Here is a 16123-nt window from a genome sequence, read left to right as displayed (position 1 = left end):
GACTATTCTATGGTGTTCCTGCTATCAACTTAATTGGCGGTTGAGCTGTCGCAAACTACTCGGCCTTGATCCAAACCACCAAGTGACGGCCGTCGTTGTCAGAAATAACATCTGCGCGATGGCCTCTTTGTACAGGACCATTAAATCGACCGGGCTCAGCGCGCCCACCCCACCGAGATGGCGGCTTATATTCAGGGTGACAAACGTCGCCAGAACAAGCAGATAGACAGTAATCAGCGGTCGCATTAGGCCTCGGATAGCGTCCACAAACCACATCCCATACGTTTGACTCTGCTCTTTAAGCCCATCCTTGAACGCAGCAGTCTCCGCGATATCTCGATTTATCCTTCCTTCCGTGTCCGCTCTTAGAATTTGTTTGTCCGCCAGCGCCAGTTCATGGTTGTACTGGAGCTCCGCTTCCTGTTTGCGAAGTGTGGCCATTTTCAGCTCATAGGTGAGTCTGAACTGTTGATCCTTGCGTTCTTCTCGTTTGGTTAGCCAACTCCCAAACATACCCACCAACGCGCCTAAGCCTGACGAGGAAAACAGCGCCAGCAGTCCTTCCAGCATTAGTGTTCCCCTTGAATTGTCAGCCGCAGTGGTTCTCTATTGAGGAGTTCGGTGAAAGCATGAAGGGCTGAGCGAGAGTTAAGGACGGCGGGTTTCCCTGAGAGCCAGCCACGGCGATCGCCGATCAGAAGACATCCCTGTGTGTGAGTGACAATATTGCCATTGTGAATCAGGATGCCGGTTCTATCTGGCACATCCTGCAGCCAGTACACGTTCTTGTACTTGCCGCTGCTGGAGCGCTCCATAAAGGTCGCTTCATAGACGCCTGCAGGTATACAGCTCACCTTTGGCCGGTTATCCAACCAAGGCCGCTCAAGGATCTGAAACGTCGTCCCTTTCACCGTCAGCGTACTGAGAATACACCCCGAGTGAATTTCATCTCGGATCATCATTGCCTCAATCATCGTTTGCTCCTTGCGCGATCAAGACTGAAACAGTTTCAACTTAATCGCCGCACCGACCAAAAGTGCCGCTAACAGCCCGGTCGTCATGGCTTTCACCAGCGTGCGCCAAGCCGTGCGTCGAGCATCGCGCCAAGCTTCAAGCAAGTCTCGTAGTTCTCTGATGTCGCGAGCGGCATGACCGTTCTCCAAGCCAAGATGAGACAGAACGCGCAAGGCGCCTTTTTCCGCTGCATGATCGAGCAGCTCGTCCAGTTCTTCCCGCCGCAACAGCAGGATGTCTTCGGGCACAGAGAGATTCGTCTCCGTCATTAGGGGGGACTCCAAAGAATGTTTAGGTCGTTTTCTTAAGTGGATGGAACGCCGTAGGCGTCAGAGCGAGACGCCGCCGCTCCAATCCGTTCCGGTATAAGCGCAAAGCCTGGCTTCCTCTTCCACAAAGCACAGCCAGCCCGTTTTAGGTGTGTAATAGTCCCAGGCGTTTTGAATACGGACGGCGACCTGTCCGGTCTTGTTCTTCCATTCCCCGGTCGCATTGACGGGAATCAGATAACGATCACCGTCCTGAGCCGTTGCAGGCGGAGCGCTCAGGCGTCGTCCCTTCACGGATAAGCCCACCAGCGCGCCCAGGCGTTTAAGGTTGGCGTCCATCCCTGCGGCCCAGCCGGATTCGCCGGAGCTCCAGCCATAGTGCAGGCCCAAATTGGGGTCGGTGTGTGCAGGCATCAAAGCCCTCCATAATAGTGATCATAATGTAGTCCGTAACCAGCGCGATCGATACTGAGGTTGTGCTTTCGCCAGCTGGCGAGACCGCCGCGCGTCGCCTCCAGTTCAAAGCGTAGACGTCCATTGGGGCGCTCCATCCCTGCGTCGACCATCTCCTGCGCCAGCGGGTAGCGCTGCGCGGTTCCGGTTAAATTGGCGTAGGTCCGCAGTAATTTTCCGTTCTCGCCATACACGCGCAGGTGGTAGGTCACCCCAGGCTCCGGACCGATATCGCCACGGCTTTGCGGCGCCAGGTCCACGGTCTGGCTCAGCCTATCCCGGTGGGACCAAGTCAGCGACAGATCACCACTCATGGCCTTTGGATACGCCTTGCCATTGATTTTCAGGTTGCCAGGGGGATATGGCCGATTCTGGCGCCGCTCCATGACAATGCTGTCGGTAGGCGCCGAGGTCAGCGGAAGGGTCCCTTTTCCGGTCGTCGTCAGCAGCCGCGCGTCGACTTTTTCCCCAGCAGCGTAATCAGTGGAGTCCGTCCCTTGAAATCCCTCTGCGAACCAAAGCCGGCCGCCAGCCTCATGCGACGTCGGCACGGTGTCGAGCACACCGCGTAACAGTGTGAGGCTGCGCGTAGATAGGTTGATCGCCGCTACCGCGACGGCCTCGTCGTTCAAATAGGCGTACCCGCCCACTTCCACCAGGTCGAGGTCGCGCTCATCCTTCACCAGCACGATGCTCTCCACTTGCGGCCCAAGGGGCTCGACGAGAACTGCGGTAGGACAAAACTCGCCCTGCTCTCGCCGTTGATAATTGGGAGCGGTATGCGATTTACTGTGCAGCTCATAATTGAGTGCGCCGGGCGCAGGTCTGGCCGCTAGCGCCTGCAGGTAGCAGTCCGATGCGTCCAGGTACGCCAATTCCGCAGGCGTCATAGCGCGGACCAGATCCCAGTAGGGAGCCTCCATGAGGAGCCGGTGCGAAGCCGCCGCAGGCGTGGGAACGGGATCGCTCCATCCCGTTGGCTGGGCGGAGGTATAACTGGCCGCAGGTAAGCCAAATACGTCTTCAACCGCTTCAATATGAATCGCGCCCTGGGTCAGGGTTCCGCCATCGATGGCGGCGATGCGTAATACCAGTGACTCAATGCCTAATGCCGGCCAGGTGAGCATAAACACATCTCCCGGCGCCAGCCGCCACCCGTTGCGGTTTACCTTGAGTCGGACCTTCGCCAGAGGTGTGGAGACGGCGGTTAAGTCGCGCATAGCCACCCGGGACGCCAGCACATCCGATGTAATGCCGGGATAGCCCCGGGTCTGGGACACCACTGCGCCCTGGGCCTGGATATTGGCCAGGTCCTGCACCGTCACACTGGTTTCCTTGAAACTCTCGGGATGGGTGTAGATCAGCACAAGCTCGTTGGTGGTTTCTCCCCAGGCCGCTCGCTGAAAGCTCTCCAGCTCGATCACAGTGTTCGGACCAAAAACCGGTAAGGCTGACTGCGCATAGTTGGCTCGCACCAGCTTCAGCACAAAGCGCCCATTGGTGGGAGAGGTCGTCAGAACGCCGCCAATATGATCCAGCACCTCTTTCACAAACTGCTCGATTTTACTTTGCTGTGACCAGATCAGGCTTAACCCGAAGCCTTCCTGATACAAAGCATCAGCCGCCTCCCGAAAACCTCCGTCATCCAAACTGATGGCGGGATATCCCATGCCCCATACGGGGTTGGTCAGACACTCGTAAAGGATGTGGGCGGGGTTGGCGGCGCCATGAATCTCCGCCTTGTCGGGATACCAGGCCCTAAAGCAACGCTTCACCCGCACCGCCCAGGGTTTGATATAGGGATTATTGGCGGCGAGGCAGACCTGCCTCAGAATGAGACTGAACAACCCACGATAGGCAGGCTGGGGCTCGCCCTGGACGGCTTTAAGGTAGTCGTTGGGTTGTTGCGTCTCTTCTCCAAACGCCGCATCCACGGAGCCATAGACGCCGCCCTCACGCTTGTCGCCGCCAAACAACTCTTTCTCGTTGAGCTGAAGTCGCCCACTACTTTTGAGGTCGCCTTTCCAGGCTTGGCGATCGCCGACCTGAATTTCGGTGAGGGCGTCCACCGGGCCGTGGCAGATCGCCAAGTGCATCCCGAGGTAGTATCGATACCCAACGGTGACCGACTTACTGCTGCCGCCCATCCTGTTCCTCGTCTCGACGTATTCGCGCCTGAGCTACGACCGCTTGCGCCATGACGTCGCCGGTGGCCAGCAATATCCGCGCCGGCAATCCCGCTTCCAAAAACCGGGACCAGTCCAACCCATGGCGAGCGAACCAGGCGCGGCCGCCGCGATTGCAATAGCCCAGCGCCCGCATATCGGCGTGAGTGACTGTCAGCGACATCATTTCTTACCGCCTTTGGATTTGATGGGCGTGGTGCGCAAATCGCCGTACCAGACCACATTAGCGCTGCGCACCAGCACTGTCCCAAACACCACGGGAATGGGACGCCCCTCGTCGGCGGTGGGCGCGTCTAAGTCCTTTAACTCCGCCGCCGGCGGTTGCGGCGGTTTGGGCGCCAGCGCGTACTGAACCAGTGTGGCGACGATCCACACGACGATTTGCATCCAAGGCATGAAAGGTCCTCAGTAAATTGGGCTGCCGCCGAAGGGATTCTTGGAGGGAATAAAGGGAAATCCGCCGTAGTTCAGGCTATTGCCGAACTTGGCCTCACAGGTCGTCAACGTGTGGTCGCAGCCTGGGTACAACATCACCGCCGCGCTAACGCGAAGACCCGGCGGCGCTGTGGACAGCGTGATCGCGTCGCCACTCTGGCCGACGATCATGCGCTTTTCCGTCAGCCCCTCGGCGGACCAGGTGGCGAATCCTCCCGCGAAATAGCCGTCCGCATAGTCGGCCGCTGCGGCGACGCGAATGACGGGGCCTTCCTGCGCCATCACGTTCCCCTTGATGCGATGCGCCGTGGGACTGGCGCCGCAGGCCGCGCCATAGAGCGCATGAGGACAATTGCGTTGATACAGACGACGCAAGCCCGTTCGCTGCAAACTGGTATAGACAGGCTCGCAATTGAACTCCACTTCAGAGCTGCGCCATTCCGCATTCAGCACCCGTCCCATCCACACGGGAACCGTCTCCGAGTCATCCCGATGCCATCGGTATACGGTCAACAACGTCACTTCAGAAGGCGGCGTGGAAATAAACGCTTGAGCCACCGCCACATCCCGAGGCAGGGTGACGCGAAAACCTGCGCGTCCGCTTTGCGCGCTGCGCTCTATCACGCCGCGCTTGAGTGCGATAGCGGCATAGACAAACGCGTTAAAGCGTTCATCTCTAGCGGCGCTGGTATAACGCCAGACGCGCGCGCCCCGGCGAAACTCATAGAGCTCGACCGGACAGGCTTCGTCCGTCGACGTCTCTCGGTCTGCGTAACTCATAGATCGTCCCGTAAACTCATTAAGGGCAAGCTGACTTCCGCCAGCGCATCGGTATGGTGGGAAATTTCGACGGCGTCAGCATCCAGGCGCATGAGCGTCATAAAAGAAATGCGAGCAATATCCGCGGGGGAGAGAGAAACGCCAAGCGGTTGATCCAATGCAATCAGCTCACGTTGCGCGTCCACCTCAGAGGCGCCGGTAATACGACGATAGAAGCGCTCGCCAGAAACCGTCTGAATTAGCAGGTCACGTCGTCCCGCCCAGGCGGCGGGGCCTGCGGCGTAACCTCTGTTATCGATGGTCCAGGCTGCATCCTGCGCTCCAAATGGCGCGACGACGGCGATGTCCGATTGAAAACTGGGAAGCCAGAAAGGCTTCAACCGTCCTGCCCGGGCCGCCAGCCAGCGCCTGAACTCCGCAATGGCGGGACGTCCCGCCAACAGCCAGCGATGGACGCGCCGACGTCGATCGACCCCGGTCAGGTCGTCCACCACTCGGCGTCCGGTCAGATAATCCAACTCCCGAAGGTCTCGCATTATCGAGGCGTCCAAATCATCACGCCAATTTGGAGGGACACTAAGCACGGGATAACCCAGGTAGTCAGGCTCTTCCGTCATTGCAATCAGCGCGCATTCTTCCTCCAACCGAAACTGAGTTTTGGCGGCGACAATGGCGTCGGTCACGTAGGACAGATTCTGGCTGCTCCCCACGCGAGCGGAGTGTACCGGCGCTATTCGGGTTCCAGCGGGCCAGCTTTGCTCCAGGGGCCGTTTAAGGTGCAATTGGTTTGGCTCGACCACGGCGATCTCCGCAAACTCCGCACGCAAATCGTGTACGAGCGTCAGCAAGCCGCCGACCGCATAATCACGGTGCGACGTTTCGACGGAAAGCGTCTGGACGCCAGCGGCGATGGGGGTTGCGGCAAGTGTGGCGTCTATCCACCATGGCAGTCCGTAGACGCGAGCTTGCCAAGAGATAAGCAGGTTCTCCATCATCACACGGGGGCGATCCACACCTGCCAACACTCTGTATTCCAGCATGCGTCGGGGATGCGCCCGCACTCTGACTCGCTGTTCCACGCCAGAGTGGGAGCGCATCACGTCAGTGAGCCACTCCAGGCGTTCAATGACGGGTTCAGACCAGTCCGGGGATAGCGTCCAGCCGACAATGCGTCGCCCTGTCACCCCTAGCGTGGGCGTATCCGAGCTAAATAGAAACCGAAATCGCGCCTCCACCTGCGGAGGTCCGTTGGGCGCCACGGACAACGCATAGCGGCGCGACTCCAAGGCGCCAAACTGCGTCGGAGGCGAAGCCGGCCCGGTCAGCGTCATGCCTTCGGCGGCTTCGCGCGCCACGGAGTCCAGCGTCTGGGGCTGCATGTGCGCATTCCAGACTTCTACCTCACGCATCTGCACCGAAGCCACGCTGCCCAGGTCAATGCGCTCAGGCAGAACATGCACCCGGTGATACCAATCCACGCCAAAGCTGCCTACGATCGACCCTTCTCGGGGGATGCGCGGCGTAAACGTGGCGGCTTTGAGTTGGGAGCGCGTTGACGCAGGACTGGCGATGGCGCTCACGTCGGGCGGCCAGGCAGGCAGCGCGAGATGTTCCATGGCTTGCGCCAAGCGTGGGTTGTTCCATACGGCGCTACAGGATGCGGGGATAAAGCCCTCAACAGTTGTCATGGTCAGGGGCCGTCATAGCGTACGGCGAAACCAAAGGTGCCCGTCGACAGACGCGACCCCGCAGAGCTGCCGTAGGAGCCATTAGGGCTCTGACTGTCTTTTTCCCACCAGGGAAATACTTTCCAGCGCTCGCCCCCTAACGTGAGAATATCCCCGGCGTTGTAGTAATTGAGCCGCAGGCTGCGCCAGTGCTCCAAATGCCCTAACAGTGAAATGTAGCCGTCTGAGCGCGGCAGCCATAACCACATCGGCGTCATCACCGATTGCTGGCTCCAACTGTTGGGTTGGCGCATATGGATGGGGTGCGCGTACTGGGGAAAAGACGGCCAGATCGTATTGTTGGCGTTCGCACCGGGCCAGATATTCCCGTCCACCCGGCAGTGTAGGAAACTCGCCCGATAGTGCTGAAAGCCATTGGAGGCGGAGTCTGTATTGCGGGTGTTCCAAAACGGCGCCGCCGGGGAGCGCCAATAGCCGGCTCGATATTGGCCTTCACCCGCCTGCGTTGGCCTGAAATAAAACCCGTTTTCCGATTTGGCGGCCATGCAGTGAGACGCCGCAAACCAGTTGCCGCCCTCCCAGGCGCCGTACTTCTGAATGTCGCCAAAAGCCATCCACTGATGCCGGGACACGGAGTAATTCACGACACAGAGCAGCAGGTCGGGCGAATCATGGGCGAACAAATGATAAGTGGCTGGCCACGCGGAGCTGGGAAGCCAGATACGCGCCTTTTGCGGACAAGGATCGACGCTGAAATCCGCGCTATTGGCGCCCGCAATGATCACCTGGTCAGGGGCAGCCAATGTCAGACTTACATGATTGACGCCTTTACTGAGCGAGTCCCCCTGAACGCGCCAGCCATTGGCTTCGGCAAACAGCATCATCGCATCCCTCAACGCGGAGTTAGAACCGACCTGACCGGTTTCATACGCCATTACGCCAACCTCAGCGCAAAGTAGTCGCGCACGCCCTTGCGAAACACATCCTGGACCACCAGATGCTCCACGCCGTCGGCGACGACAGTGCTTTCCACCGCATTGGCGAACCCCGGCACAAAATACACGCCGTCCAGTTCGCCATAGGTATTGGCGGGATCATTGAGCACAATCGGCATGAGCGGATAATGACCTTCCGTGTCGCGGGTGATCACGTTGTTATTCCAGGGCCAACTCTCTGGCTGACGCCATTCGCCGTCGATAAAGCGGAATTTGAAGTTCGCGCGATTGCCTTTGTAGGGTAAAACCAGCGAGCCATCCGAATAGCGAGTCAATGCATCGGTGGGAATCATACCGGCGACCAGCAAGGGGTAGGGAAACTGACCCGGTGTGGAGTAGGGGAGAAACTTGCCAAGGTAAAACGTCATGTACGACGTATCCACTTTCACCACGCAGACAATGCGTTGGCCGTTGGCCACGAACCAATACGGCATCGCCGCATTCCACAAGGGAAATCCCATCATGGGCGACGCGCCGGGCTGTTTGCTGAAACCGTTCGCCTCAACGAACCCCGAAAAACCCGCTAGGCGCCAGTTGTAGATATCGGTGGTGGGCGACGCATAGGTTTCTATTCCCACAACAACGGCTTCCTTACCAGACAGCCCAGGTCCCTGCAGAATCAACTGCGCGGGGACGCCATGACTGATGCGGGTAGTCTCCAGCGTTTCCAGCAGATCAAAATCCCGCAGCCCGCTAAAGACCCCATCGCCATTATTGGCGTGAATCAGAATGCGCCAGTGGGTTTTCGCGCCGATGCTTGGCGTGCTGACGCTGTATTCCCGAAACTGCGCGTTACTCCAACTCTGGTCATTCCAGGTTTCCTGAGCGGTCCACACCTCGCTATCGTCTGACCCTTCCAAGGTGAAGGATTTGGGGGAGCGCGAAGCTTTGCCCGCCCCCCTTAGAGTGAAGGACTGCACTTCCAGAGGGCGCACCAGTTCCAGCCCCAAATGAGACGGCGCCGCCTGACTTTGCGCGGTTAACCATTCGCTGGCGCTGTCCGCGTCGAAGCCTCTGAAGGCCTCATAGCCGCCCAGTTCACTGCTGCAAAAAATGCGCTTATACCCAATCCAACGCAGCGCCCGCCAACGCTGCTCAACAGGCGTCATCGTTTGCGTCACGAACTGGTATAAACGCATCAGCAAGTCAATGTAATCACTTGCCGTGCCGGATTCATAGGCCATAAATAAGTCTCAGCTTAATAATTGCCGCACCGCGCCCGCGTTGCGCTGCAGAATGTTCAGGATGGTTTTCTCCCCAGAGGAGGAGGTGAGGTAGTCGGCCGCCATCGCCGGATCGACGACATTCACGATGCGGACGGCGGAGCCGCCATTCGCGCCGGGCGCCCCTGCCGCCGCGTTCGCCGACGGACGCGCGCCAGTGGGAACCAAACCGCCGCTGGCGAAGCCCAAGGCGCCGCCCTGCAGGCGAGGACCGGCGGACAGGCCGTTGATAGAGTGCAATAAACCCACGCCGACACGGCGTACGGCGGCGGCATTGACGACGAACTCCCCGGCGGACAAGCGCGCAGGAATGGAGTCGCTGGTGGACGTTCCGGGTCCGCTGACATAGCCGCCTTGGGCAAAGCCTTTGAACAAGGAAGACAACATCGCGCCGGGACCGCTGGTTGAGCCGACGGAGCCAAACAGGCCGCCAAACAACGACTCAGCGAGTTTTTGCGAAGCCATGCGTTGAATCGTCCCCAGTACGGAACGGCCAAAATCCGCAAACGCGGCGCTGGCGCTTTTGGCTCCAGAGCCTACCGACTCGAACAGATTCGCCATCCCATCGCGCAGTGAGCCGTCAAAGGACACCGCCACTTCATCCACGACCTGATTAACCCGGGTGATTTCGTTTTTCCAAGCCTGCACCCGCGCCAATGCGTCCGGCCCGATCGCGGAAGCCGTCGCCTCTAACTTGGGCAGCATTGATGTAAGCGCTTCTCCCGTCGCCTGATGCAACGCCAACAGTTCGCGTTGAGCCTGCGCCTCACCCAATTGTCCCGCTTGCCGCTGTAACTGAATGGCTTGCTCCGCGGCATTCATGTTCGTCAGGGTTTGATTAAAGCGCTGCTCCCAGGCCGCCAAATCCGCCTCCGCCGCCTGCACGTCGATGAGTCGGTTCACCAGGGCGGCGCCTTCCTGATCGCCTTCCGCCTGCAGTCTCGCCACCAGGGACTGATATCGCTGGGCCACTTGCGCGCGTCTGTCCGCGCTATCGGCGACGCCCGTTAATTCCCTTAACTCGGCTTTGACGCGCGCAAGCTCGTCGCCAAGCTCTTTCTCCGCCTGCGCCGCCTGACGCGCATTGGCGGCTTCCGCCTCCACCCGCTGCCGGTTGAGCAGGGTCAGCTCCGCTTCCAGTTTCACCAGATCCGCTTGCGCCTTGGCGCGTCCAGCAACGTCCTGGCTCGTCTTTAGCAATGCCTTCTGACGCTGTATCGCCGTGCGCACCCGTTCGATGTTCGCATCGATGTCGCGCTGTGCGAGCTGCGTTTTTTCGGCGTAATACTCCCGCAAAGACAGTTGACGTTCCGCCAGCGCGCGATCCAACTCGGCGTTTTCCCGCGCCAACGAATCTTTGAGTAAGCGCAGTCCCGCGTCGGCGCGCGCTTGATCCAGGGTCATCCGCGCGCCTTCTGCGCCCGGCGCCGCAGCGGCTGGTTGGGTGCGTCCAAATACGCCTGGGTCAGTGGTTTCCGGTTTTATGCGTGATGCGATCGCCTGCGTGGCTTCGCCAACATAATCCCGTGAAAAGGCATCATGGAGTTCGCGTGAGACCTGGCGTCCGTAATCTCCCACTTCGCCCAGTTGACGCATCATCGTCGTCTTCAGGGACTGCATGGAAAAGTCGCCTTGGAACGCCGCTTCCACGTCTTTCGCCAACGCGCTCGCCAGTGCGCCGATATCGGAGAACGCGCTTCGAAAACGCGCCACCAGAAAGCCCGCCGTCACGCCTGCAACCCGTCCCACTGCGGTAAAGGCGCCCAGCAGCGTATTCACTGATCGCCGCAACGTCGCGCCGAGCTCGCGTAATTCGCTAACCGCCGCTTCTCGCAAGCGCCGCCAGCTGATTTCTCCTGTGCTGGCCAGCTCTGTTATGGCGTCGATGGCGGCGCCGATTTTCTCGGTCACCAGGTCCCAGGTCGCCGTTGCAATCTGCTTGAGTGTGGCGGTCTTGCCGCCGAACTGAACAGTGGCGTCACGGGCGGAGTACAGCATGCCCGCCACCACGCCCAAGGCCGTCACTAAGGCGCCGACGGGGCCGCCTAACAAGGCCAGCGCACCGCGCAGTACCGTCAAAACCCGTCCCCAAAGCGTGGCGGAGGCGGCCGCCTGAGCAAAGGCGGAAGACGCCGCCATCGCCTGGGTGCGGGTTTTCGCCACATCCGCGACCAAGGCCGCGGTCGCCACGCCTTGCGCACGGGCCTGGGTCAATGCCGCCAACGCGCTCTGATGCCGGGCCGCCGCCTCCGCCGACAGTATTTTCAGACTGGCCAGTCGCGCCGCATTTTCCGCCCGGGTGGCGGCAAGACTCGCTGTCAAAGAGGCGATCATGCGTCCCATGGCGGCCACCAGCGCCACGCCGGCCAAATCGATCAACGCCTCCAAATGCTGCGCCAGAAACTGCAGACTCTGGGCCAGAGCGGCGGTCACGCCGCTATGGGAGTCACGCTCGCCAAACGCGCGTAGAAAAGCGTTTTTCAGGCGCACCAATGCGCCCGACACCGTATCCGGTAAGCTCGCCATTTCCAGCGTCAGGCGCGTCTTTTCATGCTTCAGCGCATCCATGACCGCCTTGGCGGTGATCTTGCCTTCCTGCGCCAGGGCACGCAGCGCGCCCATGGGAACGCCCATGCCATCCGCAATCGCCTGCGCCAATCGCGGCGTCTGCTCCACGACCGCGTTAAACTCCTCGCCGCGCAGCTGGCCTGACGCAAACGCCTGACCCAGCTGCAGCAGCGCCCCGGCGGCGGCTTCGCTGGAGGCGCCGGATAAGGCGACCGCCTGACTGATGGTCTCCGTTACCGCCAAGGCCTCGCTTTGCTCCCTCCCCAGAGCGCGTACGGAGGGCGCCAGTCGCGCATACAGCGTGACCGTCTCCGCCAACGGCGCGCGGTTGCGTTGAGAGATCGCGTAGAGTTCGGCGTCGGCGCGATTGAACTCTTCCTGCGAGGTGACGGCGAGCTTGAGTCGCGCCTGCAGGTTTTTGTATTGGTCGGCCGTCTCCGTCAGCTCACGCACGCCCAGTCCAAGCCCGATCAATCCGCCCAGGCGGGACAGCAGATCCCCTAGCTGGTTGGCGTGTTCACGAAGGTGCGAGAGGCTGCCGTTGACGGAGGTGAATGCGCGCCGGGTATCATCGACGGCGGAGATAAGGATTTGAGCTCGAGGTGAAGCCATGGTCAGAGTCGTTTAAGGATGACGCGCAGCGACGCAGTCAATCGGGGCAGTTCCGCGCGCACTGACTGCTGCAGGTCGAAGCGCTTTTTCAAGGTGACGTTGGAGACCAGGACCGCGATGGGAATGGCTTCGCCGCGGGTCAGTCGACGAACGCCTCGTCGCTCACGCTCGGCGCGCCGAAAGCGAGATAAAACCCGCGACGACTCTGGCGTGCTATGCGCCATCAGAATCAGTTTGCCGTGACGCTTAACGAAGGCGGTGAGATTGGCCCGTCGTAAGTCGTCCACCAGACGCGCGAAGGCCTTGCGTCCGATGCGTTGATGCGCTGGCAATAAAGGGATCAACATGCGTCCCCGTATCACCTTGCCGCGCTCATGAACGCCCAGCCAGGGAATCTTGGAACCCACCCACAAGGCGGGTAATTGGTTGGATTTGGCGTCATACACTTTGGCGCGCACGGAACGCAGCAGCGCCGGCGACGTGCGTGAGAAACCGCGACGCATGTCATCACGCACCCGCGTCACCATATCCCGGCCGGAAGCGCGCATGACTTTGCCCACCGCCGAATGCACCGCCTGGCGTTTTTCATTCCGCCAAGCGTTAAATCTCCGCCGATCCAACAGGCCATCCGCGACCAGATCAATCCGCAAGGCGCAACGCCTCTCGCAAACGGCTCACATCCTCAGGGCCGCCTTGGGCCGCGATATTCAACACCGTCAATTGCGCCAGCATCCGTTCGTTTTCATAACGCTGGTCCGCAATAAGAAAAGTCTGGATTTGGGCGGGGGTGTACGTGAGCAGATCCGGGTAGCGGTGGCCCGCGCGAATCAAACGGGCGATGGCGTCGCTCCAGGTAATCGGGCGGCCAGTCGTTGCGCCAGCCGGTCGAATCCCGGCGCCACCCTTTGCATGAAAAAATCGGCGTTCGCCTCGAACAACGCAGTCGCTAATTTCAAGGCGTCATCCAGCGCCAACGCCTCCACCCAGGGTAACGGTTGCCGGCTCGCTACCGCCAAGGCCGTCAGGAGCGAGTCGGCGTGGTCGCAGAACAACGCCAACCAGTCCGGCTCGCCGCCTAGTTGGGCGATAAAAGGCCGCACGGCCCGAATCAATGCGGGCAATTCGCCCAAGGTTAATGGCGAAAGCGTGAGCGTCTCTTCCGCGATATCCAGGGTATGTGCAGGCGGCGCCAGCACGTCCCATTCCGATGTATCCACGCGTCCTCCTACAACAACACAATACGGCCGAACTGACCCAGGTCGCCCTGCGCCGACTTCAGCGTGTCCGCCAATACCTGGCCGGAAAGTTCGAATTTCATCAGCTCGTCGGTAATGATCGACAACTCCTTGGCGGGATTGATCGCCACCCGGTACAGATCGATGACGACCTCGCGATTGCCGTCGGCAGTGTTCAGTCCCTCAAAGCGAATCCAGCGCTCGGGCAGCGGCTGGGTGAACATGGCGGTGCTCCGCGCCGTCCCGTAGCTGTAATCCACCTTAAAGGGCTCGACAAAGGGGCCATTCTCGGATTTATCGAGCACTGTCAGGGAGCCATGTTTGGCGTTCACGCGGTATTGCGCCTGCGCCAGGGTTTTCGCTGGCGAACCGGAGTCTTTGATCACGACCTCGGACAGATTCTGCTTCGCCAGCAGGTATAACTCGCCCGGATTCAGCGGATTCGGCAGCGTCTCCGCGGTCACCGTGCCGGCGGTTTGTTCCGTGGAGACGCCATAAAGGCCTAACGCCAGATTGGCGGGAATCAGCTCCTCCAATGTACAGGCGAATTCGCCTTTCTTGGTTTTGATCAACTGCAGATCCGTCAACCGTTGTCCGCTGACGGATTCCTGATGTTCAAGAGTTTCCACCGACAGCGACACTTTCAGCTCAGGAACGTTGCCCACGTAGCTGAGTCCCAAGGGATGGCCGAGGGGATCGCGCGCGCCAATATAGACGCGCCCCTGGCCGGAGAAATACGACATGTTTAATTTCCTTTTGGGTGGGGAGTGCGATCTTTGGCCTGGGCCGCTTTCGTCGATGTGATGGCTTCAGCCACGCCAAGCTCGATCAGCCAACGGGCGGCGGCCGCATCGACCTCGATACAGTCGCCGGGGCCATAGGCGACGCCGGCATGGATGTGAGGACATAAGAGCTTTAACGTCACAATACGCTTCCGTCTCGGGTTAAATCATGGATATGCGTGCGATACCGCACCTCATAGCGCAGTGGCAGTGCGACAGCCCCGGCATCGGCGTCTTCCGCATCCCACTCCGCGTCGATTTCCAGTAATGCGTAAGCCAGTCCGCCCACATTCGCGTCGCGCATCAGCGCCGTATGGGCTGCCACCGCCAGTCGATCCGCTTGTTCAAACGCGTCCCGGCCGCGGGTGATCGCCACCAGACGAATACTCAGTGCGCGTTCCACCCGGTCATTCACGCGGGCAAGGACGATGTCCGACTCCGTCATCAGCAGCAGCGCAGGGCTTGCTTCCCGATTGATCGGGGCCGTGGGATAACGCCAGACAGGGACTGGAGCCAGCGCCTTCTTGAGCGTGTCCAGGCATGTGCGTTGAATACGTTCACGAATGGAGTTCACCTGAGCGGCTCCAACCGGGTCAGATCCGCCCGTCGTTCAGCGCCATCGCCCACGGCCCGAATATCACGCACCTGATAGCAAACGCCTGCGACGACAATTTCGTCATCGATAGCCAAAGTGGGAAGCGCCGAGACTGGGTAGCGAATGGCGTAGTCGGCGGACAGCGCCAGTCCCTCGAGCACGGGCTCATCTGGCGCCCGGAACTCCACTGACGCCGAGCCCGCGTCAGTCTCTGCGCGAACCAACAGGCCTGCTCGATCAGCGGCGTCATACAAGGCCTCCAAACGTGTGATCATGCGGTTAAGCGCACCAGGACGCCTGGACGTCGACACATCGGCAACGGATTGGACTGGGTATGCAAATCTGTGCCGCGGCCAAACTTGCGCGGCTCCTGTTTCGCATACAGCGGTTTACCGATGGTATTGACCGTCTCATTGAAGTCCGCTGGCGCGCAATGTGTGGCGAAGGTGTCGATCGTGCCTACCGGAAACGCATGCGCTTCGCCGGGCGCGATAAAGCGTCGCGCGGCGCCATCGATATCGTTGGCTTGTCCGCGGTACTCTTCGAAGACGATGCCGCCGAAGGTGAATCCAGAGCGCACGTCGTTAATTAATATCGCGCCGTCCTGCCAACGCTCGTAGGCTTTCTCCACTTTGGCGTGGCCCGTCAGCGCCGCGAAAAACTCTGGCGAGCATAAGCAATGCACCCCAGTCATGAACTCGCCGCGAAGGTTGTCCTCAATGTGAGCCAACACTTTGATGCAGCGATCCTTAACCGCCGTTCCGGCGTTACCCAGATTAAAAGGGATAGTGGTCGGGGCGATATCGAACTCGTCGTACAGGTCGTACAGCACCGATCCGTCGGCGTCCAGAATGACGCCTTTTAAGGCGCCCATCCGCAGGTGCTCCAGCGTGATGGCGTGCTTGTTGCGCATGGTTTGCAGGTTGCGCGCCATGATGCCAGCGATGGTCTCCATATCGGTTTCAGATCCGAAGGCGCGCACGCCTTGCACCTCATCCGGCAGCACGACATCATCATGGGGAATGTGCGGTATCACGAAAGAACGCAGCGAACGCTTGCCGCGACGTCCCACGGTGCCGGGCGAGCCCGGCGGCAGGGTCGGCAGCAGGTTCAGCACGCCGTTCATTTCTTCCACGATAATCTGGCGCGTGCGAACCGGCTGCATCGGCATGAGCTTCATCGATTCCAGACGCCCATATCGGTTGGGCAGAATATTAATGGCCGCCGTCAACGCGGCCATGGAAAAGGCGGGGGTATCAAAGGGATTCAGCATGAACTTTTTTCTCTG

General features: G+C 60.1%; 20 protein-coding genes. All 20 read right to left on the bottom strand.

Annotated features, from left to right (window positions below; genetic code table 11):
- Window positions 1-24 precede the first annotated feature (24 nt).
- The 20 genes from AC2IBB_RS28135 to AC2IBB_RS28040 are packed head-to-tail and all read right to left on the bottom strand — an operon-like array spanning window position 25 to window position 16108.
- A complete protein-coding gene (locus tag AC2IBB_RS28135) occupies window positions 25-570 on the bottom strand; it encodes a hypothetical protein (RefSeq protein WP_486329995.1) in 546 nt (181 codons plus the stop codon).
- Complete coding sequence (locus AC2IBB_RS28130) at window positions 570-974, bottom strand: DUF5675 family protein (protein ID WP_486329994.1); 405 nt, start codon at window positions 972-974, stop codon at window positions 570-572. Before AC2IBB_RS28130 ends, AC2IBB_RS28135 begins: the two co-directional genes overlap by 1 nt.
- An 18-nt stretch (window positions 975-992) precedes the next feature.
- On the bottom strand, window positions 993-1283 hold the full coding sequence (locus AC2IBB_RS28125; RefSeq protein WP_486329993.1) for a DUF6127 family protein: 291 nt from the start codon (window positions 1281-1283) through the stop codon (window positions 993-995).
- 60 nt (window positions 1284-1343) lie between these two features.
- A complete protein-coding gene (locus tag AC2IBB_RS28120) occupies window positions 1344-1697 on the bottom strand; it encodes a DUF2793 domain-containing protein (RefSeq protein ID WP_486329992.1) in 354 nt (117 codons plus the stop codon).
- On the bottom strand, window positions 1697-3883 hold the full coding sequence (locus AC2IBB_RS28115; RefSeq protein WP_486329991.1) for a phage tail protein: 2187 nt from the start codon (window positions 3881-3883) through the stop codon (window positions 1697-1699). Before AC2IBB_RS28115 ends, AC2IBB_RS28120 begins: the two co-directional genes overlap by 1 nt.
- The gene (locus AC2IBB_RS28110; protein ID WP_486329990.1) at window positions 3867-4088 is read right to left on the bottom strand and encodes a hypothetical protein; all 222 of its coding nucleotides are present in this window, start codon (window positions 4086-4088) and stop codon (window positions 3867-3869) included. The genes AC2IBB_RS28115 and AC2IBB_RS28110 overlap by 17 nt, the downstream gene beginning before the upstream one ends.
- Window positions 4085-4318 carry a hypothetical protein gene (locus AC2IBB_RS28105; protein WP_011399368.1) on the bottom strand — a complete coding sequence of 78 codons (234 nt, stop codon included), beginning with the start codon at window positions 4316-4318 and terminating at the stop codon, window positions 4085-4087. Before AC2IBB_RS28105 ends, AC2IBB_RS28110 begins: the two co-directional genes overlap by 4 nt.
- A 9-nt stretch (window positions 4319-4327) precedes the next feature.
- Window positions 4328-5137, bottom strand: coding sequence for a phage BR0599 family protein (locus AC2IBB_RS28100; RefSeq protein ID WP_486329989.1), 810 nt, complete (start codon window positions 5135-5137; stop codon window positions 4328-4330).
- Window positions 5134-6825 carry a hypothetical protein gene (locus AC2IBB_RS28095; RefSeq protein ID WP_486329988.1) on the bottom strand — a complete coding sequence of 564 codons (1692 nt, stop codon included), beginning with the start codon at window positions 6823-6825 and terminating at the stop codon, window positions 5134-5136. The genes AC2IBB_RS28100 and AC2IBB_RS28095 overlap by 4 nt, the downstream gene beginning before the upstream one ends.
- A gap of 2 nt (window positions 6826-6827) precedes the next feature.
- Window positions 6828-7760, bottom strand: coding sequence for a hypothetical protein (locus tag AC2IBB_RS28090; protein ID WP_486329987.1), 933 nt, complete (start codon window positions 7758-7760; stop codon window positions 6828-6830).
- Window positions 7760-9004, bottom strand: coding sequence for a hypothetical protein (locus tag AC2IBB_RS28085; RefSeq protein WP_486329986.1), 1245 nt, complete (start codon window positions 9002-9004; stop codon window positions 7760-7762). The genes AC2IBB_RS28090 and AC2IBB_RS28085 overlap by 1 nt, the downstream gene beginning before the upstream one ends.
- Window positions 9005-9013: 9 nt before the next feature.
- Entirely contained in the window at window positions 9014-12223 is a 3210-nt protein-coding gene (locus AC2IBB_RS28080; RefSeq protein WP_486329985.1) for a tape measure protein, read from the bottom strand.
- Window positions 12224-12225: 2 nt separating this feature from the next.
- The gene (locus AC2IBB_RS28075) at window positions 12226-12873 is read right to left on the bottom strand and encodes a DUF6441 family protein (protein ID WP_486329984.1); all 648 of its coding nucleotides are present in this window, start codon (window positions 12871-12873) and stop codon (window positions 12226-12228) included.
- Window positions 12863-13054, bottom strand: a complete 192-nt coding sequence (locus AC2IBB_RS28070; protein WP_305903233.1) for a hypothetical protein — start codon at window positions 13052-13054, stop codon at window positions 12863-12865. Before AC2IBB_RS28070 ends, AC2IBB_RS28075 begins: the two co-directional genes overlap by 11 nt.
- Window positions 13051-13440, bottom strand: a complete 390-nt coding sequence (locus tag AC2IBB_RS28065) for a DUF6631 family protein (protein WP_486329983.1) — start codon at window positions 13438-13440, stop codon at window positions 13051-13053. Before AC2IBB_RS28065 ends, AC2IBB_RS28070 begins: the two co-directional genes overlap by 4 nt.
- An 8-nt stretch (window positions 13441-13448) precedes the next feature.
- Window positions 13449-14201: a phage tail tube protein gene (locus AC2IBB_RS28060; protein ID WP_486329982.1), complete on the bottom strand. Its 753-nt coding sequence runs from the start codon at window positions 14199-14201 to the stop codon at window positions 13449-13451.
- A gap of 2 nt (window positions 14202-14203) precedes the next feature.
- Entirely contained in the window at window positions 14204-14383 is a 180-nt protein-coding gene (locus tag AC2IBB_RS28055) for a DUF7210 family protein (protein ID WP_486329981.1), read from the bottom strand.
- Window positions 14380-14814: a hypothetical protein gene (locus tag AC2IBB_RS28050; RefSeq protein WP_486329980.1), complete on the bottom strand. Its 435-nt coding sequence runs from the start codon at window positions 14812-14814 to the stop codon at window positions 14380-14382. The genes AC2IBB_RS28055 and AC2IBB_RS28050 overlap by 4 nt, the downstream gene beginning before the upstream one ends.
- Window positions 14811-15110 (bottom strand): head-tail joining protein, encoded by a 300-nt coding sequence (locus AC2IBB_RS28045; protein ID WP_486329979.1) that lies wholly within the window; start codon window positions 15108-15110, stop codon window positions 14811-14813. The genes AC2IBB_RS28050 and AC2IBB_RS28045 overlap by 4 nt, the downstream gene beginning before the upstream one ends.
- Complete coding sequence (locus tag AC2IBB_RS28040) at window positions 15107-16108, bottom strand: major capsid protein (protein ID WP_305903239.1); 1002 nt, start codon at window positions 16106-16108, stop codon at window positions 15107-15109. The genes AC2IBB_RS28045 and AC2IBB_RS28040 overlap by 4 nt, the downstream gene beginning before the upstream one ends.
- Window positions 16109-16123 lie beyond the last annotated feature (15 nt).

The organism is Hahella sp. NS-SX17, assembly GCF_057367735.1.
Note: the sequence above shows the minus strand (reverse complement) of the source record. Positions and strands in the feature narration are given on the sequence as shown.

What these genes read in the sequence shown, in the direction of transcription:
- AC2IBB_RS28135 (WP_486329995.1), bottom strand. Translation starts at nt 570, where the DNA reads ATGCTGGAAGGACTGCTGGCGCTGTTTTCCTCGTCAGGCTTAGGCGCG.
- AC2IBB_RS28130 (WP_486329994.1), bottom strand. Translation starts at nt 974, where the DNA reads ATGATTGAGGCAATGATGATCCGAGATGAAATTCACTCGGGGTGTATT.
- AC2IBB_RS28125 (WP_486329993.1), bottom strand. Translation starts at nt 1,283, where the DNA reads ATGACGGAGACGAATCTCTCTGTGCCCGAAGACATCCTGCTGTTGCGG.
- AC2IBB_RS28120 (WP_486329992.1), bottom strand. Translation starts at nt 1,697, where the DNA reads ATGCCTGCACACACCGACCCCAATTTGGGCCTGCACTATGGCTGGAGC.
- AC2IBB_RS28115 (WP_486329991.1), bottom strand. Translation starts at nt 3,883, where the DNA reads ATGGGCGGCAGCAGTAAGTCGGTCACCGTTGGGTATCGATACTACCTC.
- AC2IBB_RS28110 (WP_486329990.1), bottom strand. Translation starts at nt 4,088, where the DNA reads ATGATGTCGCTGACAGTCACTCACGCCGATATGCGGGCGCTGGGCTAT.
- AC2IBB_RS28105 (WP_011399368.1), bottom strand. Translation starts at nt 4,318, where the DNA reads ATGCCTTGGATGCAAATCGTCGTGTGGATCGTCGCCACACTGGTTCAG.
- AC2IBB_RS28100 (WP_486329989.1), bottom strand. Translation starts at nt 5,137, where the DNA reads ATGAGTTACGCAGACCGAGAGACGTCGACGGACGAAGCCTGTCCGGTC.
- AC2IBB_RS28095 (WP_486329988.1), bottom strand. Translation starts at nt 6,825, where the DNA reads ATGACAACTGTTGAGGGCTTTATCCCCGCATCCTGTAGCGCCGTATGG.
- AC2IBB_RS28090 (WP_486329987.1), bottom strand. Translation starts at nt 7,760, where the DNA reads ATGGCGTATGAAACCGGTCAGGTCGGTTCTAACTCCGCGTTGAGGGAT.
- AC2IBB_RS28085 (WP_486329986.1), bottom strand. Translation starts at nt 9,004, where the DNA reads ATGGCCTATGAATCCGGCACGGCAAGTGATTACATTGACTTGCTGATG.
- AC2IBB_RS28080 (WP_486329985.1), bottom strand. Translation starts at nt 12,223, where the DNA reads ATGGCTTCACCTCGAGCTCAAATCCTTATCTCCGCCGTCGATGATACC.
- AC2IBB_RS28060 (WP_486329982.1), bottom strand. Translation starts at nt 14,201, where the DNA reads ATGTCGTATTTCTCCGGCCAGGGGCGCGTCTATATTGGCGCGCGCGAT.
- AC2IBB_RS28045 (WP_486329979.1), bottom strand. Translation starts at nt 15,110, where the DNA reads ATGATCACACGTTTGGAGGCCTTGTATGACGCCGCTGATCGAGCAGGC.
- AC2IBB_RS28040 (WP_305903239.1), bottom strand. Translation starts at nt 16,108, where the DNA reads ATGCTGAATCCCTTTGATACCCCCGCCTTTTCCATGGCCGCGTTGACG.